Source organism: Quadrisphaera sp. GCM10027208 (genome assembly GCF_042658805.1).
Classification (GTDB): domain Bacteria; phylum Actinomycetota; class Actinomycetes; order Actinomycetales; family SCSIO-59966; genus SCSIO-59966.
This window is the reverse complement of sequence record NZ_JBHSRC010000003.1, coordinates 232,508-252,311: the sequence shown is the minus strand read 5'-3', so window position 1 is coordinate 252,311 and position 19,804 is coordinate 232,508. Positions and strand designations below refer to the sequence as shown.

Here is a 19,804-nt window from a genome sequence, read left to right as displayed (position 1 = left end):
GGCCGTCCGGGTGCCGGACTGGCGCGGGGCACCGCGGGAACGGGGCCTAACCTGGGTCGGGTGACCAGCACCGAGGAGCTCGACGCCTGGCGCGACCTGCCGGCCGCGCAGCAGCCGTCGTGGCCGGACCCGGCCGCCGTCCGTGACGTCGCCGAGGAGCTGGCGGCCCTGCCGCCGCTCGTGTTCGCCGGTGAGGCGGACGTGCTGCGCAGCCGCTTGGCGGAGGTGGCCGAGGGGCGGGCCTTCCTGCTCCAGGGCGGGGACTGCGCCGAGACGTTCGCCGGAGCCACCGCCGACAAGATCCGGGACCGGGTCAAGACCGTCCTGCAGATGGCCGTGGTGCTCACCTACGGGGCCAGCGTGCCGGTGGTGAAGATGGGCCGGATGGCCGGCCAGTTCGCCAAGCCGCGCAGCAGCGACACCGAGACCCGGGACGGGCTGACGCTGCCGGCCTACCGCGGCGACGCCGTCAACGACTTCGAGTTCTCCCCGGAGGGCCGCACCCCGGACCCGCGGCGGATGGTCCGCGCGTACCACACCGCCGCGGCGACGTTGAACCTCATCCGCGCGTTCACCCAGGGCGGGTTCGCCGACCTGCGCCGCGTGCACGAGTGGAACCGCGGCTTCCTCGGCAGCGCCGCCAACGCCCGCTACGACGAGCTCGCCCGCGAGATCGACCGGGCGATGGCCTTCATGGCGGCCTGCGGCGTCGACTTCGACGCGCTGCGCAGCGTGGACTTCTACTCCAGCCACGAGGCCCTGCTGCTGGAGTACGAGCGGGCGCTGACCCGGATCGACTCGCGGACGGGGCTGCCCTACGACGTCTCGGCGCACTTCCTGTGGATCGGTGAGCGCACCCGCGACCTCGACGGCGCCCACGTCGAGCTGCTCTCCCGGGTGCGCAACCCGATCGGGGTCAAGCTCGGGCCGAGCGCGACACCGGACGACGCGCTGGCCCTGATCGACCGGCTCGACCCGGACCGGGAGCCCGGACGGCTCACCTTCATCACCCGGATGGGGGCCGAGCGGGTCCGCGAGGCGCTGCCGCCCCTGGTGGAGAAGGTCACCGCCTCCGGTGCCCGGGTGGTCTGGGTGAGCGACCCCATGCACGGGAACACCATCACCTCCGGCAGCGGCTACAAGACCCGGCGTTTCGACGACGTCATCGACGAGGTGCGAGGCTTCTTCGAGGTGCACCGGGCCCTCGGCACCGTCCCCGGCGGCCTGCACATCGAGCTCACCGGCGACGACGTCACCGAGGTCCTCGGCGGGTACGAGCAGATCGACGAGGAGGCTCTCGGCCGCTGCTACGAGACGCTGTGCGACCCCCGGCTCAACCACCAGCAGTCCCTCGAGCTCGCCTTCCTCGCCGCCGACATGCTCCGCGGGTCCCGGTGAGCACGACGGCTCGCGTCCGGGCCGACCTGCGCTCGGACACCCTGACCCGGCCCACGGCGGCGATGCGGGCGGCGATGGCCGACGCCGAGGTCGGCGACGACGTCTACGGCGAGGACCCGACGGTCACCGCCCTGGAGGAGCGGGTGGCGGCACTGCTCGGGCACGAGGCCGGCCTGTTCACCCCGACCGGGTCGCTGGCGAACATGCTCGGCGTCCGCCTGCTCGTGCCGGCGGGCCGGGAGCTGCTGTGCGACTCCCTCGCCCACGTCGTCCGGGCCGAGCTCGGCGGCCACGCCGTGCTCGGCGGGGTGACGACCCGAACCTGGGCGGCACCGCACGGGCTGCTCGACCCCGCGGCGCCGCTGGGGATGATGCTGCCGGACGCCGGGCCGTACCAGGTGTCGACCGCCGCGGTCGCGGTGGAGAACACCCACAACTTCGGCGGAGGCACGGTCCAGCCGCTGGACGCCCTGCGGGAGCTGCGCGCGGGCACGGCCGCGGCCGGTGTCGCCGTCCACGTCGACGGGGCCCGGCTGTGGAACGCCTCGGTGGCCACCGGTGTCCCCCTGCACGAGTACGGGGCGCTCGCCGACACCGTCTCGGTGTGCCTGTCCAAGGGGCTCGGCGCCCCGGTCGGCTCGGTGCTCGTGTCGTCGGCGGAGCGGATCGCCGAGGCGCGGGTGTGGCGCAAGCGCTACGGGGCGGGGATGCGTCAGGCAGGGGTGCTCGCCGCGGCCGGGCTCCACGCCCTCGACCACCACGTCGAGCGCCTCGCCGAGGACCACGCCCGCGCCCGCCGGCTCGCCGAGGCCTGCGCGCAGGCCCGGCCCGGCAGCGTCGACCCGGACGCCGTGCAGACCAACATCGTCGTCCTCGACGTCGACGCCGCCCCGTTCGCGCAGGCGGCGCTCGCCCAGGGCGTCGCGGTGTCGGTCCTGGGCCGCCGGACCGTTCGGCTGGTGACCCACCTGGACGTCGACGACGAGGCCGTCGGGTACGCCGCCACCGTGCTGGCCGGGCTGCTGCGCGGCGACGACCGGGGATGAGTGGCCCGCCGGCCGGCGGGCCGGAGCCGGACGCCGCCCCCCGGGTGCTGCCACCCGGTCAGCGGCGGGCCAGCCGGCTCAAGGTCCTGCACTACGGACCGGTGCCCCGCCTGCGGGCGGACCGCTGGCGCCTGGTCGTCAGCGGGGCCACCGCCGACGGCCGGCAGCACGAGCTGGACCTCGACGGGCTGCGCGCGCTGCCGCGGATCCGGGTCCGGGCCGACCTGCACTGCGTCGCCCGGTGGACGGTGCCCGACCTGGAGTGGGAGGGCCCGGCCACCCGGACCCTGCTGGAGGCCTTCCCGCCCGCGGACGACGCCACCCACGTGCTGGCCTGGGCCGAGTTCGGCTACTCGGCGACCCTGCGCGTCGACGATCTCGCCAGCCCCCGAGCCCTGCTCGCCACCCACCTCGACGGCGCCGAGCTCACCCCCGAGCACGGGCACCCCGTCCGGCTCGTCGTCCCGCACCTGTACGCGTGGAAGGGACCCAAGTGGCTGCGGGGCATCGAGTACCTGACCCGACCGGTGCGCGGGTTCTGGGAGGAGCGCGGCTACCACGCGGTGGGCGACCCGTGGCGCGAGGAGCGCTACTCCTACCAGGAGTGAGCGCCGGCGCGACGTAAGACGCCCAGTCCGGAGGCGATGGTGCAGGCGCTCACCCCGGTCTGCCGCATCTCGACTACGGTGCGCAACGTGCCGCTTCGACCATCCGCCCACGCCAGGCAACGGATGAGGCAGCGAGGGATCGCCCTCTCGGAGATCGAGGAGGTTCTGCTCAGCCCGCGAACCTCCTACGCCTCGCGCGAGTATCCGGGGGAACGGACGGTCGTTCTCGGGGAGACATCCGGGGGTCGGAGGCTGAAGGTGGTGATCGTGACGCACGATCCTGATGTGGTGGTCACCGTCGCCGATCGCAGCGGAGAGGAGTAGCCTGAGCCGGTGCTCGTGCAGTACGACCCGGACGTGGGCGCCACTTACGTGGTGCTCTCGGAGACCCCGTGCGCCCGGACGGTTGAGGTGGGCGACCTCGTCGCAGTGGACGTCGACGAGCACGGCGATCCCGTCGGAGTCGACTTCGCCGTTGCTGTGCACCAGATCACGGAGTCGATGATCGCCGAGGTCGTCTCTGTGTTCCCTGAGCTCAAGCCCGTGATCGGCGACTCTCGCGAGTGGATGCCCCAGCTGTCCTACTGAGCTCGATGAGGATCACGTCCCTGACTCGGTACCCGGTCAAGTCCCTCGGCGGCGAGAGCCTCGAAGCGGTGGACGTGGTGCTCCGCGGCCTGGCCGGCGACCGGTCCTGGTACGTGCGGACCGAGGACGGCCGGATCGGCAGTGCCAAGTCGACCCGCCGGTTCGGTCGGGTCGAGGGCCTGCTCGACCTCGCTGCGACCACCGGCCCGGCCGGACCCGTCGTCACCTTCCCGGACGGGGCCGTCCACCCCGTGGGCACACCGGACGCCGACGCCGCCCTGGCGGCGCACACCGGCCAGCCGGTGCGGTTCGCCGCCGAGGACGACACCAGCACGTTCGACGCGGGCCCGGTGCACCTGCTGACCGCCTCCGCCCTGCGCCGGCTCGCCGACGCCGTCGGCGAGGAGGTGGACGGCCGGCGGTTCCGCGCCAACGTGCTCCTCGACGACCTGCTCCCCGGCCGGGAGGACCTCCCCCCGGAGGAGGCGTGGCGCACCCTTCGCCTCGGGCCTGAGGTGGTGCTGAGGGTCGAGGGCCTGATGCCCCGCTGCGTCATGGTGACGATGGCGACCCGGGACCTGCCCGCCGACCGTCGCGTCCTGCGTGCCGTGCACGCGACGGCCGGCGGCAGCCTCGGGGTGTGGGCCACCGTCGTCCAGCCCGGACGGGTGGCGGCCGGCGACGAGGTGCGGGTCGGGACCTGATCGGCCCGGTCCCGGTCAGGGCTCGTGGTGCAGCGCCTCGGCCGGCGGGTCGAGCGCGGCGGGCAGCTCCCGCCGGGAGCGCCGCGGACCGAGCTCGGCGAGGTACATCGCCGCCAGCACGAGCGCGCCGCCGGCCAGCACCCGCGGGCCCAGCGACTCCCCGCCGAGCAGGACCGCGAACACGGCGGCGAAGACCGGCTCGGTGGTCATGACGATCGCCGCCCGGGTGGCCGGCAGGTGCGCCTGCGCCCACGTCTGGACGACGAGCGCACCGGCCCCGGCGACCAGCGCCATGTACAGCACCGCGGCCCACACCCCGCCGTCCGGTGGGACGGTGATCCCGTCCGGGACGGCGGCGACCGTGCACGTCGTCGCGATGGCCAGCATCTGCACCGTGGACAGGCCGACGGCCTGCCGGCGGTCGGACCAGGCGCCCAGACCCACGATGTGCAGCGCGTAGACCGCTGCGCTCGCGAACGTGACCGCCTCGCCGAACCCGACGGCCAGGCCACGCAGCGACAGCACGGCGAGCCCGGCGGTGGCCAGCAGCACGGCCAGCCAGGTCGTGCCCGGTGTCCGGGTGCGCAGCAGCACCCCGGCCAGGACAGGGGTGAGCACGACGTACATGCCGGTGACGAAGCCGGACACCGACGCGGAGGTGTGCTCCAGCCCCCAGGTCTGCAGCAGCTGCGCGACGCCGTAGACGGCGCCGAGCAGGAGGCCGTGCCGCCAGGCCGCCGCGTCGAGGCGGCGCAGCTGCGGCCAGGACGCCGCCACCATCACCACGGCCGCCACCCAGAACCGGACGGCGAGGAAGTCCGCCACCGGCAGGACGGTCACGACGTCCTTGATCAGGAAGAAGGTCGAGCCCCAGACGGCGGTCACCGCGGTGAGGCCGAGGGTGGCAGCGACCTCGGTCCGAGGCCTGCCCATCGGGTCAGACGACCCGGACCACGACGGTGCTGCCCTTGCGGACCTCGCTGCCGGCAGGAGGGTCCGTGGAGTGGACGGTGCCGAAGATGCCGCCGAGCAGCCGCTCCACCTCGACCTCGAGACCGGCCTCCTCGAGCACCGCGCGGGCCTCCTTGAGCTGGCTGCCCTGCACCTGCGGGACGGTGACCAGCGGCGGCCCGCTCGACACGACCAGCGCGACGGGGTCCCCCCGGAACAGGGTGCCGTCGGCGGGGTCCTGGGCGATGACGTCGCCCTCGGCGACCTCCTCGCTCGGCTGGGTGGTGACCTCGCCGACGGCGAGCTCGGCGCCGGTCAGGGTCTGCTCCGCCTGCTCGCGAGAGGACCCGACGACCGTGGGCACCTCGATCGGCTGCCGTCCCAGGGACACCACGACGGCGACCGGTTCCCCTCGGCGCAACCGCTCGCCCTCGGCGACGGACTGCGACACGACCAGACCCTTCGCGACGTCCTCGCTGTACTCCTCGGTCACGTCGCCGAGCGCGAGCCGGGCGTCCTCGAGCGTGGTGCGTGCCTCCTCCAGGGGGAGACCGGCCAGCGGCGGGACGGCGACGAACTCCGGCCCGGCGGACACGACCAGCGTGACGGCGCCTCCGCGGCGCACCTGCTCGCCCGGTCCCGGCTCGGTGGCCGCGACCTGCCCTTCGGGCACCTCGTCGTCGTACCGCTCGGTGACCTCCGGCTGCAGGCCGGCCTCGGTCAGCACGCTGCGCGCCTCGGCGACCGGCTGCCCGACGACGGCGGGCGTCGTCGTCCAGGCGCCGGGACCGGCGCTGGTCCACCACAGGCCGACGCCGGTCGCCAGCGCCCCGACGAGCAGCACCGCCAGCGTGAGCAGCAGCCCGCGTCGCCGGTCGCGGCGGGCAGGCGGGACGTCGGGTCCGCCGTCACCGGCCGGCCGCGACGTGCCGTCCTCCCGGTCGGTCCCGGACGGCGCAGGCCGGGCGTGCTCGGCGGTGTCGTCGAGGGGCAGGGCGAGCGCGGCCCCGGTGCGGGGCAGGGCGAGGGTCCGGCCGTCCCCGGGCTCGCCCGCGCCGGCGGCTGCGCCGGCCGCGGTCCGGTCGAGGTCCTCCTCGCTGAGGGCGGCCCGGACGTCGCGGACCTCGGCGAGCAGCACCCGGGCGTCGGCCGGACGGCGGTCGGGATCGCGCGAGGTGGCCCACTGGACGAGCTCGTCGATCTCCGCCGGCAGCCCCGGGACGTGCTCGGAAGGGGCCGGGACGTCGGTGTTGACGTGCTGGTAGGCCACCTGGATCGGGACCTCGCCGGTGAACGGCTGGCTGCCGGTGAGCATCTCGAACAGCACGACACCGGCGGCGTAGACGTCGCTGCGCGCGTCGGCGACCCCCCGCAGCACGAGCTCGGGGGACAGGTACGCGACGGTGCCGATGAGCATGCCCTGGGTCGTCCCGCTGGCGGCGCTGCTGGCGGCCCGGGCGAGGCCGAAGTCGGCCACCTTGACCCGGCCGTCGTCGGCGAGCAGCACGTTCTCGGGCTTGACGTCGCGGTGCACGATGCCCGCGCGGTGGGCGGCGCCGAGGGCGTCGAGGACGGGCTCGAGCACGCCGAGCGCCTCCCGCGGGGTCAGCGGCGCCGAGGTGGCCAGCAGGTCCCGCAGGGTCTGCCCCGGCACGTACTCCATCGCCAGGTAGACGCAGTCGCCGTCCGCGCCCTGGTCGTACACCGCGACGACGTTGGGGTGGGACAGCCGGGCCGCGGAGCGGGCCTCCCGGTGGAACCGGGCGACGAACTGCTCGTCGTCGGCGAGGTGCGGGTGCATGACCTTGAGCGCGACGTCCCGCTCCAGGCGGGTGTCGGTGGCCAGGTAGACGGTGGCCATCCCGCCGCGGGCGACCCGGGAGCGGACGACGTAGCGGCCGTCGACCGACCGGCCGACGAGCGGGTCGCTCACCGCTGTGTCCACCCGCGGGAGTCTACGGTCGCTACCCGGCCGAACGGCGCAGGCGGGCCGTCGGCGCCGTTACCGGAAACGCGCCATCAGGGTCTGCACGTTGGCGACGTAGCGCCGGGTGTCCGGGTACATCCCGTTGCGGCGCACCCCGGCCAGGCCCTGGTAGTAGCCGGCGATGGCGGTGCCCAGGTCGTCCGGCTCCGAGCGCAGCAGGGAGCGCAGGATGACGACGCCGGCGGTGGCGTTGTCGTGCGGGTCGAGCAGGTCCAGCGGGCGCCCGGCCAGGTCCGAGGCCCACCGCCCCGAGGACGGGATCACCTGCATCACCCCGACCGCGTTGGCGGGGGAGACGGCGCGCATGTTGAAGCCCGACTCCTGGTACGCGACCGCCAGGGCCAGCGCCGGGTCAACGCCCCACTGCCGGGCCGTGTCGGCGACGATCGTGCGCATCTGGTCCCGGGAGGGGACGTCGCGGGTGGCGAGGACCTCGCGGTTGGCCGCGGCGGCCTCGGCGACCGGGCCGGGGTAGGTGCGCCCGGCGAAGGTGTTCGGGACCGGGCTCGGGCCGGCCGGTAGCCGCAGCTGCTGGCCGACGCGGATCGTGCCCGGTCCGTCCAGGCCGGGGTTCGCCTCGCGCAGCGCGGCGACCGTCGTGCCCTCCCGGACGGCGATGTGGCTCAGCGTGTCCCCGGCGCGGACCGTGTACGGGCGGGTGGAGCGGACCACGGGGGCGACCGGCGGGGTCGGCGCGGCGGCGCCCGGCAGCCGCAGGGTCTGCCCGGTGCGGATGATGCTGGTGGCGCTGAGCCCGTTGAGCCGCAGGATCTCGGTCATCGGCAGCCCGGTCCGCGCGGCGATGTGGCTGACGGTGTCCCCGGCCCGCACCGTGTACGTGGTCTGCCCGGAGTCCGTGGTCTGCCCGGACGCGCCGCCGGCCGGCGCCGGTGAGGACGACGAGGACGGCGATGCCGAGGTGGCGGACGGGATCGTCAGGGTCTGGCCCACCCGGATGAGGGCCCGGGAGTCCAGCCCGTTGGCGCTGACGATCGCCGAGACCGACGTGCCGGTGCGCGCCGCGATGTGGCTGACGGTGTCCCCGGCCCGGACGGTGTACCGCAGCGCGGTGGGGGCCGCCGGGGCAGGACCTCGGGTGGCTGACGGGCCGGGCACGGTGAGCCGCTGGCCGACCCGGATGGTGGCCCGGGAGTCCAGCCCGTTGGCGCTGACGATGGCCGAGACCGACGTGCCGGTGCGCACGGCGATGTGGCTGACGGTGTCCCCGGCCCGGACGACGACGGTGCCCGCTGCGGCGGCCGGCGCGGCGAGCGTGGCGCCGAGCGCGGTCGTCCCGAGAGTGGCCAGGGCTGCCGCGGCGCGGCGGCGGCCGTGACCGGCCGGTGCGATGGGGGCCGGGTCGGCGGTGCGAGCGGCGCTGGACTGCATGCGGTGTCCTGTCCTCCGGTCGGCCGGTGCCCGCGACCCGGGTGGGCCGGGCCGGCTGGTGCGGCTGTCATGCGGTGAGACTCGTGTGACTCACGTGGCGTGCGGGACGCTACACGAGCGGTGGTGGTCGGGTCACGAGTTACACCGGCGGAATTCGTTCCGCCGGTGGACGGGGCCCGTGGCAGGCTGGCCCCGTGGACGACGACCTCGACGCACTCGTAGGGAGCTGGCTGCCGCTGCCGGACGTCGCCGAGCGCCTCGGCACGGACGTCTCCCGGGTCCGGCGGATGATCGACGACGGGCTGCTGATCGCCGTCCGGCGCGGGCAGCCGCGAGTGCTCAGCGTGCCGGAGGCGCTCGTCGAGCCCGAGCCGCTGGCCGACCTGCCGGGCACGGTCACGGTCCTCGCCGACGCCGGGTTCGGCACCGAGGAGATGCTGCGCTGGCTGTTCACCCCGGACGACTCCCTGCCGGGCACACCCCTGGCCGCGCTGCGAGCGGGGCGCCGGCGGGAGGTGCGCCGGCGGGCGCAGGCGCTCGCCTTCTGACCTGTTTTCGCGCGGACGCTCAGGCCTGCTGCCAGCGGACGGCCTGACCCCGTGCCCACCGGGCCCGGGCCAGTGCCGGCAGGGCCACCTGGGCACGCCGTGGCAGCGGCACGGCGACCCGGCGCTCCAGCACCCGGTACCCGCTGCGCTCGACCGCGCGGAGGATGTCGCCGTAGAGCACGTACGCGCAGCGGATGGCGTCCCGGCTGGTCGGGTGCAGCATGGCGATGCCCGGCTCGGCGCGCCGGTAGAGCTCCCGGGTCCGTTCCACCTCGAAGGCCAGCAGCCGCCGCACTGCCGCCGGGGTGCTGCCCGCGGCCCGCCCGGCCCGCAGGTCCGCCACCGTCACCCCGAACGCGTCGAGGTCCTCCTGCGGCAGGTAGACCCGGCCCCGGTCGAGGTCCTCGCCGACGTCCCGGACGAAGTTCGACATCTGGAACGCCTCCCCGAGCAGCCGGGCGTGGCACGCCGCCTCCGCGGACACCGGCTCGAGCACCGGCAGCATCTGCAGCCCGATGACCGCGGCCGAGCCGTACATGTACTCCTCGAGGTCGGCGTACGTGGCGTACCCGGTGCGGGTGATGTCCATCCGCATCGACCGCAGGAACGCCTCGACGTGCTCGGTCGGGATGTCCCAGCGCCGGACGGTGGTCAGCATCGCCCTGCCCACCGGGTCGTGCACCGTCCCGGTGCGCAGCGCGTCGAGGAACGACTCCCCCCAGGTGAGCAGCCCGTCCGGGTCGGGGGCCTCGAGGGAGTCGACGAGCTCGTCGGCGTACCGGGCGAACCCGTAGAGCGCCCAGACGTACGGCCGCTTGCCCGGCGGCAGCAGCCCGGTGGCGAGGAAGTAGGTGCGGCCGTGCTCGGCGTGCAGGGCCCGGCAGGTGAGGAAGTCCTGCCGCAGCCGCGGGTCGGTGATCCCCGCGGCGTCCAGGGACGTGGCCCCGGCCGGGCGACGCCACGCCGCTCGCCGGTGGCTGTTCACCGCCACGCCCGGGACCGGTAGGACGGGTCCGGTCCGAGCACCCGCTCGGCCGCCAGCCGCCCGGAGATGAGGACCATCGGGACGCCGACACCCGGCTGGGTGCCGGAGCCGGTCAGCACGACGTTGTCCCCCCAGATGTTCCCCGGCCGGAAGGGCCCGGTCTGCCGGAAGGTGTGCGCGGCGGCGAACGGGGCCCCCGCCGCCATGCCCCGCGCCTCCCAGTCCGCCGGGGTCGTCACGTGCTCGACCTCGATCCCGGCCTCGAACCCGGTCAGCCCGCGCTGCTCGAGGGTCCGCAGCACGTGCTCGCGGTACCGGGGGCCGATCCGGCCCCAGTCGACGCCGGCGTCGTTGTGCGGGGTCGGGAACAGCACGTAGTAGATGTGCCGGTCCGGCGGGGCCAGCCCGGGGTCGGACACCGTCGGCGTCGACAGCAGGACGCTGGGGTCGCTCATCAGCCGCCCGGAGGTGAGCTCGGCGAACACGCTGCGCCAGGCCTGCCCGAAGAGGATCTGGTGGTGGGTGGTGCCGGGGTACCGGGCGGTGGAGCCGGCCAGCAGCAGGTACGCGGACGGCGAGTAGTCCAGGTGGCGGACCCGCCGCGGGACGGTGCCGAGCAGGTCGCGGTAGGCCACCGGCAGGTCAGGGTTGAGCACGACGACGTCCGCGGGCACCCGCTCCCCGTCCGCGGTGACCACCGCGGTCGCACGGCCCCCTGAGTGCTCGACTCGCTCGACGGTGGTGCCGTAGCGGATCTCCACCCCGTGCCGCTGCGCGGCGGCCGCCATCGCGCGCGGTACCGCGTGCATCCCCCCGACCGGGAAGAACACCCCGGCCACCGAGTCCATGTAGGCGATGACCGCGTACAGGGCCATCGCGTCCTGGGGAGCCACCCCGGCGTACAGGGACTGGAACGAGAAGACCCGCTGCGTGCGCTCGTCCCGCAGGTACTGCTCCACCTTGGGGGCCAGGCGGCGGAACCCGCCGGCGGCGACGAGCCGGGCCAGGTTGGGGGTGAGCAGGTCGAGCGGGGTGTCGATGTTGCGGTCGATGAAGTCCCGGATCTCGTACCGGTACAGCCGGGTGACGAAGTCGACGTACCGCCGGTAACCGGCGGCCTCGTCCGGACCGATCACGGCCTCGATCTGCGCGGCCATCGCCTCGGTGTCGGCGTGCACGTCCAGGCTCGACCCGTCGGCGAAGCGGGCCCGGTACAGCGGTGACACCGGGCGCAGGTCCAGCCAGTCGGCGACGTCCTCCCCGAGGGCGTCGAAGCAGTCCGCGATAAGGTCCGGCATCGTCAGGACCGTCGGCCCGGTGTCGAACCGGTACTCCCCGTCGGCCGTCGTCGTCCGGACCAGTCCCGCCCGGCCACCGGGGACCTCCTCGCGCTCGAGCACGGTGACCCGTCGGCCGGCCCCGGCGAGCCGCATCGCGGCGCTCAGGCCGGCGAGCCCGGCCCCGACGACGACGACGTGGTCCGTGGGACCGACCACCCGCCGGACCCGTCCGGGTGCCAGCGACGCCGCCAGCCGCCGGGCCCGGCCCGCGGCGGCGGACGCAGCGCTCACGCGGTCCTCGTCGTCGCCGCGTCGACCAGGGAGCGCAGCACCCCGGCGGCCTGGGGGGTGACGGGGGCGGCGTCCAGGGCCTCGCGGGCCGCCATGACGCGCTCGGTGATCATCGACTCCACGGTGTCCAGGGCCCCGGTGCCGACGATGACCTCCCGCAGGGCCGCCACCCCGGCGGCGTCCAGGCCGGGGTCGCCGAGCAGCCGCTCCACGACGGCTCGGCCGGCCGCGTCGGCCCGGCGCAGGGTGAGGGCGACGAGGACCGTCCGCTTGCCCTCCCGCAGGTCGTCGCCCGCGGGCTTGCCGGTCGTCCCGGGGTCGCCGAACACGCCCAGCACGTCGTCCCGGAGCTGGAAGGCCTCCCCGAGCGGCAGCCCGAACGCCGAGTACGCGGCCCGCACCTCCTCCCCGGCACCGGCCAGGGCGGCACCGAGCAGCAGCGGGTGCTCGACCGTGTACTTGGCGCTCTTGAACCGCACCACCCGCAGCGCCGCCTCCACCGGGTCCTCCCGGTGCCGGCCGGCGACGGCCTGGGCGAGCACGTCGAGGTACTGCCCGCCCATCAGCTGGGTGCGCATCCGGTCGAACACCGCCTTGCCCCGCTCCACCGCGGTGGTCGGCAGCCCGCTGCCGCACAGCAGCTCGTCGCACCACGACAGGCACAGGTCCCCGGCGAGGATCGCCCCCGCCTGGCCGAACCGCTCGCGGTCACCGCCCCACCCGCCGTCGTCGTGCAGGTCGGCGAACTGCCGGTGCACCGCCGGCATCCCGCGCCGGGTGTCCGAGGAGTCCATGACGTCGTCGTGGATGAGCGCCGCGGCCTGGAACAGCTCCAGGGACGCCGCCGCCCGGACGACGCCGGGCCCGTCCTGGCCGCCGGCCCCGCGGTAGCCCCAGTAGCAGAACGCCGGCCGCAGCCGCTTGCCACCGGCCAGGAGACCCCGGACCGACCCGACCAGCGGCTCGCAGTCGGTGCCCAGCTCGCCCAGCACCGCGCTCTGCTGGTCGAGGAAGGCGTCGAGCTCCTGCTGGAGGCGCCGGCGCAGGTCCGCGGCGTCCAGCGGGGACGCCGCCAGCGAGGGCACGCCGTGGGCCTGGCTCACCGCTACTCCTGTCGCGTTCCGGACCGTCACGGTCATCGGCTCTCCTCGTCAGCCTAGTGCGGGCATGGTCCTGACCGTCCTTCGGAACGTTCTGATCGTCCTTCGGACCATCATGACCGTCCTTCGGACGACGTGCCCGGTCCGGATGCACCGTGCGTAGCCTGGTCGGGTGGCTCTGGGTGTCCCCTCCGTGCGCGACGGCGTCCCGCCGGTGCACGAGGCGATCGCCGCGGCCGTCGCGGCGGGCACCCCCGCGGTGTCCTTCGAGTTCTTCCCGCCGCGGGACGACGCGGCCGCCGACCGGCTGTGGACGGCGGTGCGCCGGCTGGAGTCCCTGCAGCCCACGTTCGTGTCGGTCACCTACGGCGCCGGCGGCAGCACCCGGGACCGCACCGTGCGGATCACCCGGCGGATCGCCGAGGAGACGACGCTGACCCCGGTCGCGCACCTCACCTGCGTCGCCAGCCCCCGCGCTGAGCTGCGGCGCGTGGTCGGCGCCTACGCCGACGCCGGGGTCCGGTCCGTGCTCGCTCTGCGCGGCGACCCGCCCGGCGGTCCGGGTGCCCCGTGGACGGCGCACCCGGACGGGCTCGACCACGCCGAGGACCTGGTCCGGCTGGTCCGCGGTCTCGGCGACTTCAGCGTCGGGGTCGCTGCCTTCCCCGACGGGCACCCGGAGTCCTCCGGGCCCGACCAGGACGCGCAGGTGCTGCTGGCCAAGCAGCGGGCCGGGGCGACCTTCGCCGTCACCCAGTTCTTCTTCGACCCGGCGGCCTACCTGCGCCTGCGGGACCGTGCCGCGGCACGCGGCTGCGACCTGCCGATCGTGCCGGGGGTGATGCCGGTGACCGACGTGCGCCAGGTCCGGCGGTTCGCCGAGCTGTCCGGCACGCCGCTGCCGGCACCGCTCGTCGACCGGCTGGAACGGGTGGCCGACGACCCGGTGGCGGTGCGAGCCGTCGGGGTGGAGGCGGCGACCGCGCTCGGGGAGCGGCTGCTTGCCGAGGGCGCGCCGGGACTGCACTTCTACACGCTGAACTCCTCGACCGCGACGACGGAGATCTACGAGGCGCTCGGCCTGTCCCGGCGCCGCCGGGCCGGGCCGGGCAAGATGCCCGGGTGACCACCCCCTCGTCGTCCGGCCCGCCGGACGAGGCCGAGTTCGCCCGGCGCTGGTCGGCCGCGCACGGCGGGGCGGACCCGACGGCCCGGTTCGTCGCCGGCTACCTCACCGTCGTGCAGGCCCTGGCCCGGCCGCTGGCCGCGGCCGGCGTCCGGCCGGACGCCGTCACCGCCACCGGGCCGGTCCTCGCGGCGGTGGCGCTGTGGCCCGCCGCGAGCGGGGGGCGCTGGGCGCTGCTCGTCCCGCTGGTCGTCGTCGTGTCGGCGGTCCTGGACGGCCTGGACGGCGCGATCGCGGTGCTCACCGCCGGCCCGACCCGGTGGGGGGCCGTCCTCGACGGCGTCGCCGACCGGGTCGCCGACCTGGCCTGGACGGCGACCCTGTGGCTGCTGGGGGCACCCGGCTGGCTCGTCGCCGCCGCCGCCGCGGTCGGCTGGCTGCACGAGTACCTGCGCGCCCGGGCCGGCGCCGCTGGGATGACCGGCGTCGCGCGGGTCACGGTCGGGGAGCGTCCGACCCGGGCGGTCGTCGTCGCCCTGTTCGCGCTGGGGGCCGGTCTGTACCCCGCCGCGGCCGGCGGGTGGGCCACGGCCGGGGCGGCCGCGCTCGTCGGTGTCGGTGTCGCCGGGCTCGCCCAGCTCGTCCCCGCCGTCCGGCGGGAGCTGCGGTGAGCCTCCTCGACGCCGTCCCTGAGCAGCCGCCGCCACCGACCCGGACGGTGTGGATGGACGCGGCCCGGGTGGTGGCGATCGTCGTCGTCGTCCTCATCCACGTCGTCGCCCCCACGGTGGAGGGACGCGGCGTCGAGGTCGGCAGCGCCGGCTGGTGGGTGGCCAACGCGCTCAACGCCGCGAACCGGTGGTGCGTGCCGGTCTTCCTCATGATCTCCGGCGCGCTGGCCCTCGACCCGGCCAAGGTCGCCCGGCCACGGGACTTCTACCGTCGCCGCTGGCAGCGGGTCGGCGTCCCGCTGGTGTTCTGGACGGTCTTCTACCTGGCCTTCCGGCAGGTCGTCCTCGGCGCCGGGCTCACCCCGCAGCGAGCTGCCACCGACGTCGCCGCCGGCGCGCCCTTCCTCCAGCTGTACTTCCTCTACGTGCTGGCCGGGCTGGTGCTCGTCACGCCGTTCCTCAAGGTGGTCACCCGGCACGCCACGTGGCGGATGCAGCTCGGTCTCGCCGTCGTGCTGCTCGCGCTCGGCGCCGTCGACCAGGTCGTCGAGTACGCGGCCGGGGTGGGCGAGCCGAACGCCGTGACCCGGTTCGTGCCGTTCGCCGGGTACTACGTGCTCGGGTGGGTGCTGCGCGACGTGCTCCTGCACGGCCGCCAGCTCGTCTGGGCCTGGGCCGGCTACGTCGGCAGCGTCGTCGTCGTCGCCGTGCTCGCCGTCACCGGCGGCTTCGGGGACGTCGGTCGGTACGCCTACGACTTCCTGTCCCCGCCGGTGATCGTCATGTCGGTGACCGGCTACCTGCTGCTCCACCACGTGCTGCGCGCCGGCTGCCGTCCGCTGGAGCGGCTCGCCCCGCTGTCGTTCGGGATCTTCCTCGTGCACGGCGCACTGGTGTACGGGCTGCGGCACGTCACCGGCGTGCCCACCGACCTCGCCGGGGTGCTGGTGGCGGCGTTCGGGCTCACCGCCGTGCACACCGCCGCCTCGGCGCTCATCAGCTGGGTGCTGCTGCGCGTCCCCTACCTGCGGGCGGTGCTCGGGGAGCCGGCGCGCCCGAGGAGGTCGGCGACGATCTGAGCCGACAGCCCGACGAGCGGGATGCCGCCGCCGGGGTGCGCCGAGCCGCCGACGAGGTAGAGACCCGGCAGCGGCGAGGCGTTCGCCGGCCGCAGGAACGCCGCCCGCGGGCCGTTGCTCGACGTGCCGTAGATCGACCCGCCCACGCTGCGGGTGTCCCGCTCCAGGTCGGCGGGGGTGCGCACCTCGCGCCACAGCACGCGGTCGCGCACGTCCAGACCGCGGGACGCCATCACCTGCAGCACCTGGTCGGCGTACCGGTCGGCGAGGCCGGGGGCGTCCCAGTCGATCCCGGCACGCGGGTCGTCCGGCACGTGGCGCGGCGCGTTGACGAGCACGAACCACGCCTCGGAGTCGTCGTCCGGGCGGGTGGCCGGGTCGTCGGGGACGGCGACGTAGACCGTCGGGTCCGCCACCGGGCGGGGCGCCCCCCGGCGCCGGCCGACGCCGAACACCGCGTCGAACTCGGCGTCGTAGTCCGCGCCGAACAGCACGGTGTGGTGGCGCAGCCCGGGGGTGCGTCCCCGCAGGGCCAGCAGCAGGACGAACCCGGACAGCGACGGCGTGACCCGCCGCAGGCCGGCCAGCGCCCTCCTGCGGGCGGGTACGGCGTCCGGGACCAGGTCGCGGTACAGGGCCGTGGCGTCGGCGTCGGACACGACGACGTCCGCGGGCAGGACGGCGCCGTCGGCGAGCCGGACGCCGGCCGCCCGGCCGTCCTCGACGACCAGCGCCACGACGTCCGCGTGCGTGCGCACGAGGGCCCCGGACGCCACGGCCCGGTCGTGGACCGCCTCGGCGAGCCGGCGCAGTCCGCCGCGCACGTACCAGGAGCCGAACCGCTGCTCCATGTACGGCACGGTCGCCAGCGCGGCCGGGGCGCGGCGCGGGTCGCTGCCGGTGTAGGTGGCGTACCGGTCGAGCAGGGTGCGCAGGTGCGGGTCGTCGAGGTACCGGCGGCCGAGCGAGCGCAGCGACAGCCACGGCGCGACCGTGCGCAGGTCGCCGGTCCGGCGGGAGAGGCGGGCCAGCGTGCGCGGGCCCTGCAGCGGGGAGGTGAGGAACGGCTCACGGGTGACGTCCCAGATCCGTGCGGCCCGGCGCATCAGGGCCAGCCACTGGTCCCCGGCACCGGCGCCGAGCGCGGCGTCCATCGCCGCGCGGGTGCCCGAGCGGGACAGGTTCGGCAGCTCGAGACGGGTGCCGTCGGCGAACCGGTAGTCGAACGCCGGGTCGACCGGCTCGAGGTCGACGTGGTCCTCCAGCGCGGTGTGGCCGGTGGCGGCGAACAGGTCCCGGTACACGGCGGGCAGGGTGAGCAGGCTCGGCCCGGTGTCGAAGCCGAACCCGTCCCGGCTGAACCAGCCCAGCTTGCCGCCGACGGTGCCGGACTGCTCGCAGACGGTCACCCGGTGCCCGGCGGCGGCGAGCCGGGCGGCGGCGGCCAGCCCGCCGAGGCCCGCGCCGACGACGACGACGTCAGCCACGGCGTCGGCGCCGTCCGTCCCGCGCCCCCGGCAGGGTGCGGCCCTTCCAGGTCAGCGCGCCCCGCTGGTGCAGCCACCACGAGCGGGCGGTCAGCCCGGCGAGGGCGAGCACGGACAGCGGGTGCGCGGCGGCGTCCAGCGGCCGGCCGCCGGTGCGGCGGGCCACGAGCACGCGGCCCAGCACGCCCGCGGCGTAGCCCACGGCCCCGGCCCGGGAGCCGCGCAGCGCGGCCGCGGCGGGGACGACGTAGGCGAGCGTGAGCAGCCCGGTCACCGCGGCGGCGCCGGCGGGGGAGCCGAACGCTGACCACAGCGACTTGGCGTAGCCGTCGCGGACCTGCGCCCAGGAGGTGTACATCCGGCAGGTCGCCAGCGTGGTGCCGTCGGCCACCACGCCGCGTCCCCCGGCCGCCTTGACCGCCCGCAGCAGCGCGATGTCGTCGAGCACCTCGGCGCGAACGGCGTCGTGGCCGCCGGCGCGCCGGTAGGCGGCGGCGTCGACGGCGAGCAGCTGGCCGTTGGCGGCGCTCAGCGAGGGCCGTGGGGACCACTCGGCGACCCGCAGCGGCAGCGTCGTGAGCCAGGACCACTGCAGCAGCGGCTGGACCAGTCGCTCCGCGGCCGTCCCGGTGAGCTGCCGTGGGTACGGCGAGACGAGGTCGAGCCGGTGCCGGCGCAGCAGGCCGACGGTGGCGGCCAGCGCGTGCGGTGCCAGCCGGACGTCGGCGTCCACGAAGACGAGGACGTCACCGGTCGCGGCCGCCGCCAGCTGCCGGCACGCCCACGGCTTGCCCAGCCAGCCCGCCGGCGGCGGGGTGCCGGTGAGCACCCGGACCCTCGGGTCGCCCCCGGCGGCGGCCCGGGCGGCGTCCGCCGTCCCGTCCACGGAGCCGTCGTCCAGGACGAGCACCTCCAGGTCCGCCACGCCGGTGCCGGCGAGCACGGCCCGCAGGCAGTCGCCGACCTGGTGCGCCTCGTCGCGGGCCGGGACCAGCACGCTGACCCGCTCCCGCACCGGCGGCGGGTCGGCGTCCGGGGTGCGCAGCAGCCGGAGGTTGACGACGGTGTGCACGGTCAGCAGCACCGCCAGGGCGCTGCCGGCCCGGGTCAGCGCCCCGCTCACCGCCGTGTCTCCTCCGGCTCGGGCCGGGCCACGACCGGACGGGTCCCGGTGCGGCTCCGGCCCACGGCGACCAGGTAGGGCGCCGTCACCAGCCCCATCCCGACGAACCCCCACGCGGCCACGGCCGGCCGGTCGAAGAACGCGAGGTTCGCCACCGTGGACCCCAGCCAGGTCCAGCCGAGCAGCACCGCCGGCACGAGGTGGTCGGTCGGCAGCGGGCGGTGCCCGCGCCGCGCCGGGACGGCGAGGTGCAGGGCGCTCTGCAGGACGCCGGCGACGAGCAGCCACCCCGCGTAGTTCGTCAGCGGGACACCCGCGACGCCGGGCAGCGCCGGCTCCGGGAACGTCCACGTCCAGTGGCCGGCGGCCACCATCTGCGGGTCGAGGAACAGGTCCCAGGAGGCGAGCAGCCAGGCGGCGACGGGCACGGCCCGCCACGAGGGGCCGGCCAGTCGGCGGGCCGCGACGAGCGCGGGCCAGGCCATCATCGTCCAGGCCAGCGGGACGACGACGGGGACGCCGGCCACCTCCGGCCCGAGAGTGCCGGTGTAGGCGTACCGGCCGAACGGGACGCCGGTGCTCACCCCGACCACCTCGGCCGCCAGGCCGACCCCGCCGGCGACCCCGAGCACCCGCAGCGCGCCACCGGCCCCGACGGTCGCCGCCGCGTGCGTCAGGGCCGCGCCGCAGAACAGCAGCACGGAGACGACGGTCGCGGTGCGCAGCCCCGCGCCGTCCAGCAGCGGGTAGCTGATCTGGGTCAGCACGGCGGCTGCGGCGAGCAGCAGCGCGGCCCGGCGTGCCGTCACCGCAGCGTGCCCGGCTGCGTGCGCTGGCGGCGCTGGCGGCGCCAGGCGCGGACCCGGGAGAGCAGCAGCAGCACGAGCACGGTCCCGGTGACGAGGAGGACGGCCGCGACGCCGGCCGCCAGCCACGGGGCCACCAGCACCAGGGAGACCACCGAGGCGACCCCGACGTCCTCGGCGACGCTCACGGCGACGTTGCTGGCCGGCTCCGGGGAGGTGTTGACCGCCGCCCGCAGACCGGCCTTGACGGCGTGGCTGGCCAGGGCCGTCACCCCGCCGGCGGTGGCGGCCAGCGCCTGCTCCACGCTCGAGGCCTCCCCGGCGAGCAGGGCACCGAGGACGGCGCCCACGGTCGGACGGATCGCGGTGTGGACGGCGTCCCAGGTGGAGTCCAGGTAGGGGACCTTGTCGGCCACCGCGTCGACGGCGAACAGCACCCCGGCCGCGACGAGCACGTCGGTGCGGGCCAGCACGTCGGGGACCGCCGCGACGCCGGCGAACCGCTCGACCAGACCCAGAATCAGGACGACGAGGTAGGCGTTGACGCCGCTCGCCCAGCCCGTGGTGAACACCCACGGCAGCAGCTCCACGCGCCCCTCCTTCCGTCACTCCTTCGCCGTCACGGCCGGCCGGCACC

The 19,804-nt window shown here is 75.9% G+C and carries 20 protein-coding genes; 10 read left to right on the top strand and 10 right to left on the bottom strand.

Going from position 1 to position 19,804, the window contains the following annotated elements:
* The first annotated feature begins 60 nt into the window (after positions 1 to 60).
* The 6 genes from ACFP6A_RS06615 to ACFP6A_RS06590 all read left to right on the top strand — a co-directional run bounded on the left by ACFP6A_RS06615 (position 61) and on the right by ACFP6A_RS06590 (position 4,344).
* Complete coding sequence (locus tag ACFP6A_RS06615; protein ID WP_379602537.1) at positions 61 to 1,398, top strand: class II 3-deoxy-7-phosphoheptulonate synthase; 1,338 nt, start codon at positions 61 to 63, stop codon at positions 1,396 to 1,398.
* A gap of 62 nt (positions 1,399 to 1,460) precedes the next feature.
* A complete protein-coding gene (locus tag ACFP6A_RS06610; protein ID WP_379602897.1) occupies positions 1,461 to 2,444 on the top strand; it encodes a threonine aldolase family protein in 984 nt (327 codons plus the stop codon).
* Positions 2,441 to 3,052: a molybdopterin-dependent oxidoreductase gene (locus ACFP6A_RS06605; protein ID WP_379602535.1), complete on the top strand. Its 612-nt coding sequence runs from the start codon at positions 2,441 to 2,443 to the stop codon at positions 3,050 to 3,052. The genes ACFP6A_RS06610 and ACFP6A_RS06605 overlap by 4 nt, the downstream gene beginning before the upstream one ends.
* An 87-nt stretch (positions 3,053 to 3,139) precedes the next feature.
* On the top strand, positions 3,140 to 3,376 hold the full coding sequence (locus ACFP6A_RS06600) for a DUF4258 domain-containing protein (protein ID WP_379602534.1): 237 nt from the start codon (positions 3,140 to 3,142) through the stop codon (positions 3,374 to 3,376).
* A gap of 9 nt (positions 3,377 to 3,385) precedes the next feature.
* Entirely contained in the window at positions 3,386 to 3,640 is a 255-nt protein-coding gene (locus ACFP6A_RS06595; RefSeq protein WP_379602532.1) for a DUF2283 domain-containing protein, read from the top strand.
* A gap of 5 nt (positions 3,641 to 3,645) precedes the next feature.
* Positions 3,646 to 4,344: an MOSC domain-containing protein gene (locus ACFP6A_RS06590; RefSeq protein WP_379602530.1), complete on the top strand. Its 699-nt coding sequence runs from the start codon at positions 3,646 to 3,648 to the stop codon at positions 4,342 to 4,344.
* Positions 4,345 to 4,359: 15 nt separating this feature from the next.
* On the opposite strand, the gene ACFP6A_RS06585 is transcribed toward ACFP6A_RS06590, so the two are convergent.
* The 3 genes from ACFP6A_RS06585 to ACFP6A_RS06575 are packed head-to-tail and all read right to left on the bottom strand — an operon-like array spanning position 4,360 to position 8,671.
* On the bottom strand, positions 4,360 to 5,277 hold the full coding sequence (locus ACFP6A_RS06585; RefSeq protein WP_379602528.1) for a DMT family transporter: 918 nt from the start codon (positions 5,275 to 5,277) through the stop codon (positions 4,360 to 4,362).
* A 4-nt stretch (positions 5,278 to 5,281) separates the two neighbouring features.
* Positions 5,282 to 7,240, bottom strand: coding sequence for a Stk1 family PASTA domain-containing Ser/Thr kinase (gene pknB, locus ACFP6A_RS06580; protein ID WP_379602526.1), 1,959 nt, complete (start codon positions 7,238 to 7,240; stop codon positions 5,282 to 5,284).
* Between the two features lie 57 nt (positions 7,241 to 7,297).
* On the bottom strand, positions 7,298 to 8,671 hold the full coding sequence (locus ACFP6A_RS06575) for a LysM peptidoglycan-binding domain-containing protein (RefSeq protein WP_379602524.1): 1,374 nt from the start codon (positions 8,669 to 8,671) through the stop codon (positions 7,298 to 7,300).
* Positions 8,672 to 8,865: 194 nt separating this feature from the next.
* Here ACFP6A_RS06575 and ACFP6A_RS06570 point away from each other — a divergent pair, with 194 nt between their 5' ends.
* Entirely contained in the window at positions 8,866 to 9,219 is a 354-nt protein-coding gene (locus ACFP6A_RS06570; RefSeq protein ID WP_379602523.1) for an Rv2175c family DNA-binding protein, read from the top strand.
* Positions 9,220 to 9,238: 19 nt separating this feature from the next.
* On the opposite strand, the gene ACFP6A_RS06565 is transcribed toward ACFP6A_RS06570, so the two are convergent.
* The 3 genes from ACFP6A_RS06565 to ACFP6A_RS06555 are packed head-to-tail and all read right to left on the bottom strand — an operon-like array spanning position 9,239 to position 12,878.
* A complete protein-coding gene (locus ACFP6A_RS06565) occupies positions 9,239 to 10,210 on the bottom strand; it encodes a phytoene/squalene synthase family protein (RefSeq protein WP_379602521.1) in 972 nt (323 codons plus the stop codon).
* On the bottom strand, positions 10,201 to 11,724 hold the full coding sequence (crtI, locus tag ACFP6A_RS06560) for a phytoene desaturase family protein (protein WP_379602895.1): 1,524 nt from the start codon (positions 11,722 to 11,724) through the stop codon (positions 10,201 to 10,203). The genes ACFP6A_RS06565 and crtI overlap by 10 nt, the downstream gene beginning before the upstream one ends.
* Before the next feature lie 47 nt (positions 11,725 to 11,771).
* On the bottom strand, positions 11,772 to 12,878 hold the full coding sequence (locus ACFP6A_RS06555) for a polyprenyl synthetase family protein (RefSeq protein ID WP_379602520.1): 1,107 nt from the start codon (positions 12,876 to 12,878) through the stop codon (positions 11,772 to 11,774).
* Positions 12,879 to 13,047: 169 nt separating this feature from the next.
* Here ACFP6A_RS06555 and metF point away from each other — a divergent pair, with 169 nt between their 5' ends.
* From metF to ACFP6A_RS06540, 3 genes are read left to right on the top strand one after another with little or no spacing between them, the layout of a single operon-like run.
* On the top strand, positions 13,048 to 14,001 hold the full coding sequence (gene metF, locus ACFP6A_RS06550; RefSeq protein WP_379602518.1) for a methylenetetrahydrofolate reductase [NAD(P)H]: 954 nt from the start codon (positions 13,048 to 13,050) through the stop codon (positions 13,999 to 14,001).
* The gene (locus ACFP6A_RS06545; RefSeq protein WP_379602516.1) at positions 13,998 to 14,672 is read left to right on the top strand and encodes a CDP-alcohol phosphatidyltransferase family protein; all 675 of its coding nucleotides are present in this window, start codon (positions 13,998 to 14,000) and stop codon (positions 14,670 to 14,672) included. Before metF ends, ACFP6A_RS06545 begins: the two co-directional genes overlap by 4 nt.
* On the top strand, positions 14,669 to 15,751 hold the full coding sequence (locus ACFP6A_RS06540; RefSeq protein ID WP_379602514.1) for an acyltransferase: 1,083 nt from the start codon (positions 14,669 to 14,671) through the stop codon (positions 15,749 to 15,751). The genes ACFP6A_RS06545 and ACFP6A_RS06540 overlap by 4 nt, the downstream gene beginning before the upstream one ends.
* Here the strand turns inward: ACFP6A_RS06540 and ACFP6A_RS06535 are convergent.
* Genes ACFP6A_RS06535 through ACFP6A_RS06520 form a run of 4 tightly spaced genes read right to left on the bottom strand, consistent with a single transcriptional unit; the run spans position 15,694 to position 19,757 of the window.
* The gene (locus ACFP6A_RS06535) at positions 15,694 to 17,238 is read right to left on the bottom strand and encodes a phytoene desaturase family protein (protein WP_379602512.1); all 1,545 of its coding nucleotides are present in this window, start codon (positions 17,236 to 17,238) and stop codon (positions 15,694 to 15,696) included. The two genes, ACFP6A_RS06540 and ACFP6A_RS06535, sit on opposite strands and share 58 nt — an antisense overlap.
* Positions 17,231 to 18,361: a glycosyltransferase gene (locus ACFP6A_RS06530; RefSeq protein ID WP_379602511.1), complete on the bottom strand. Its 1,131-nt coding sequence runs from the start codon at positions 18,359 to 18,361 to the stop codon at positions 17,231 to 17,233. The genes ACFP6A_RS06535 and ACFP6A_RS06530 overlap by 8 nt, the downstream gene beginning before the upstream one ends.
* Entirely contained in the window at positions 18,358 to 19,170 is an 813-nt protein-coding gene (locus tag ACFP6A_RS06525; RefSeq protein WP_379602509.1) for a carotenoid biosynthesis protein, read from the bottom strand. Before ACFP6A_RS06525 ends, ACFP6A_RS06530 begins: the two co-directional genes overlap by 4 nt.
* Positions 19,167 to 19,757: a DUF4126 domain-containing protein gene (locus tag ACFP6A_RS06520; RefSeq protein WP_379602507.1), complete on the bottom strand. Its 591-nt coding sequence runs from the start codon at positions 19,755 to 19,757 to the stop codon at positions 19,167 to 19,169. The genes ACFP6A_RS06525 and ACFP6A_RS06520 overlap by 4 nt, the downstream gene beginning before the upstream one ends.
* Positions 19,758 to 19,804 lie beyond the last annotated feature (47 nt).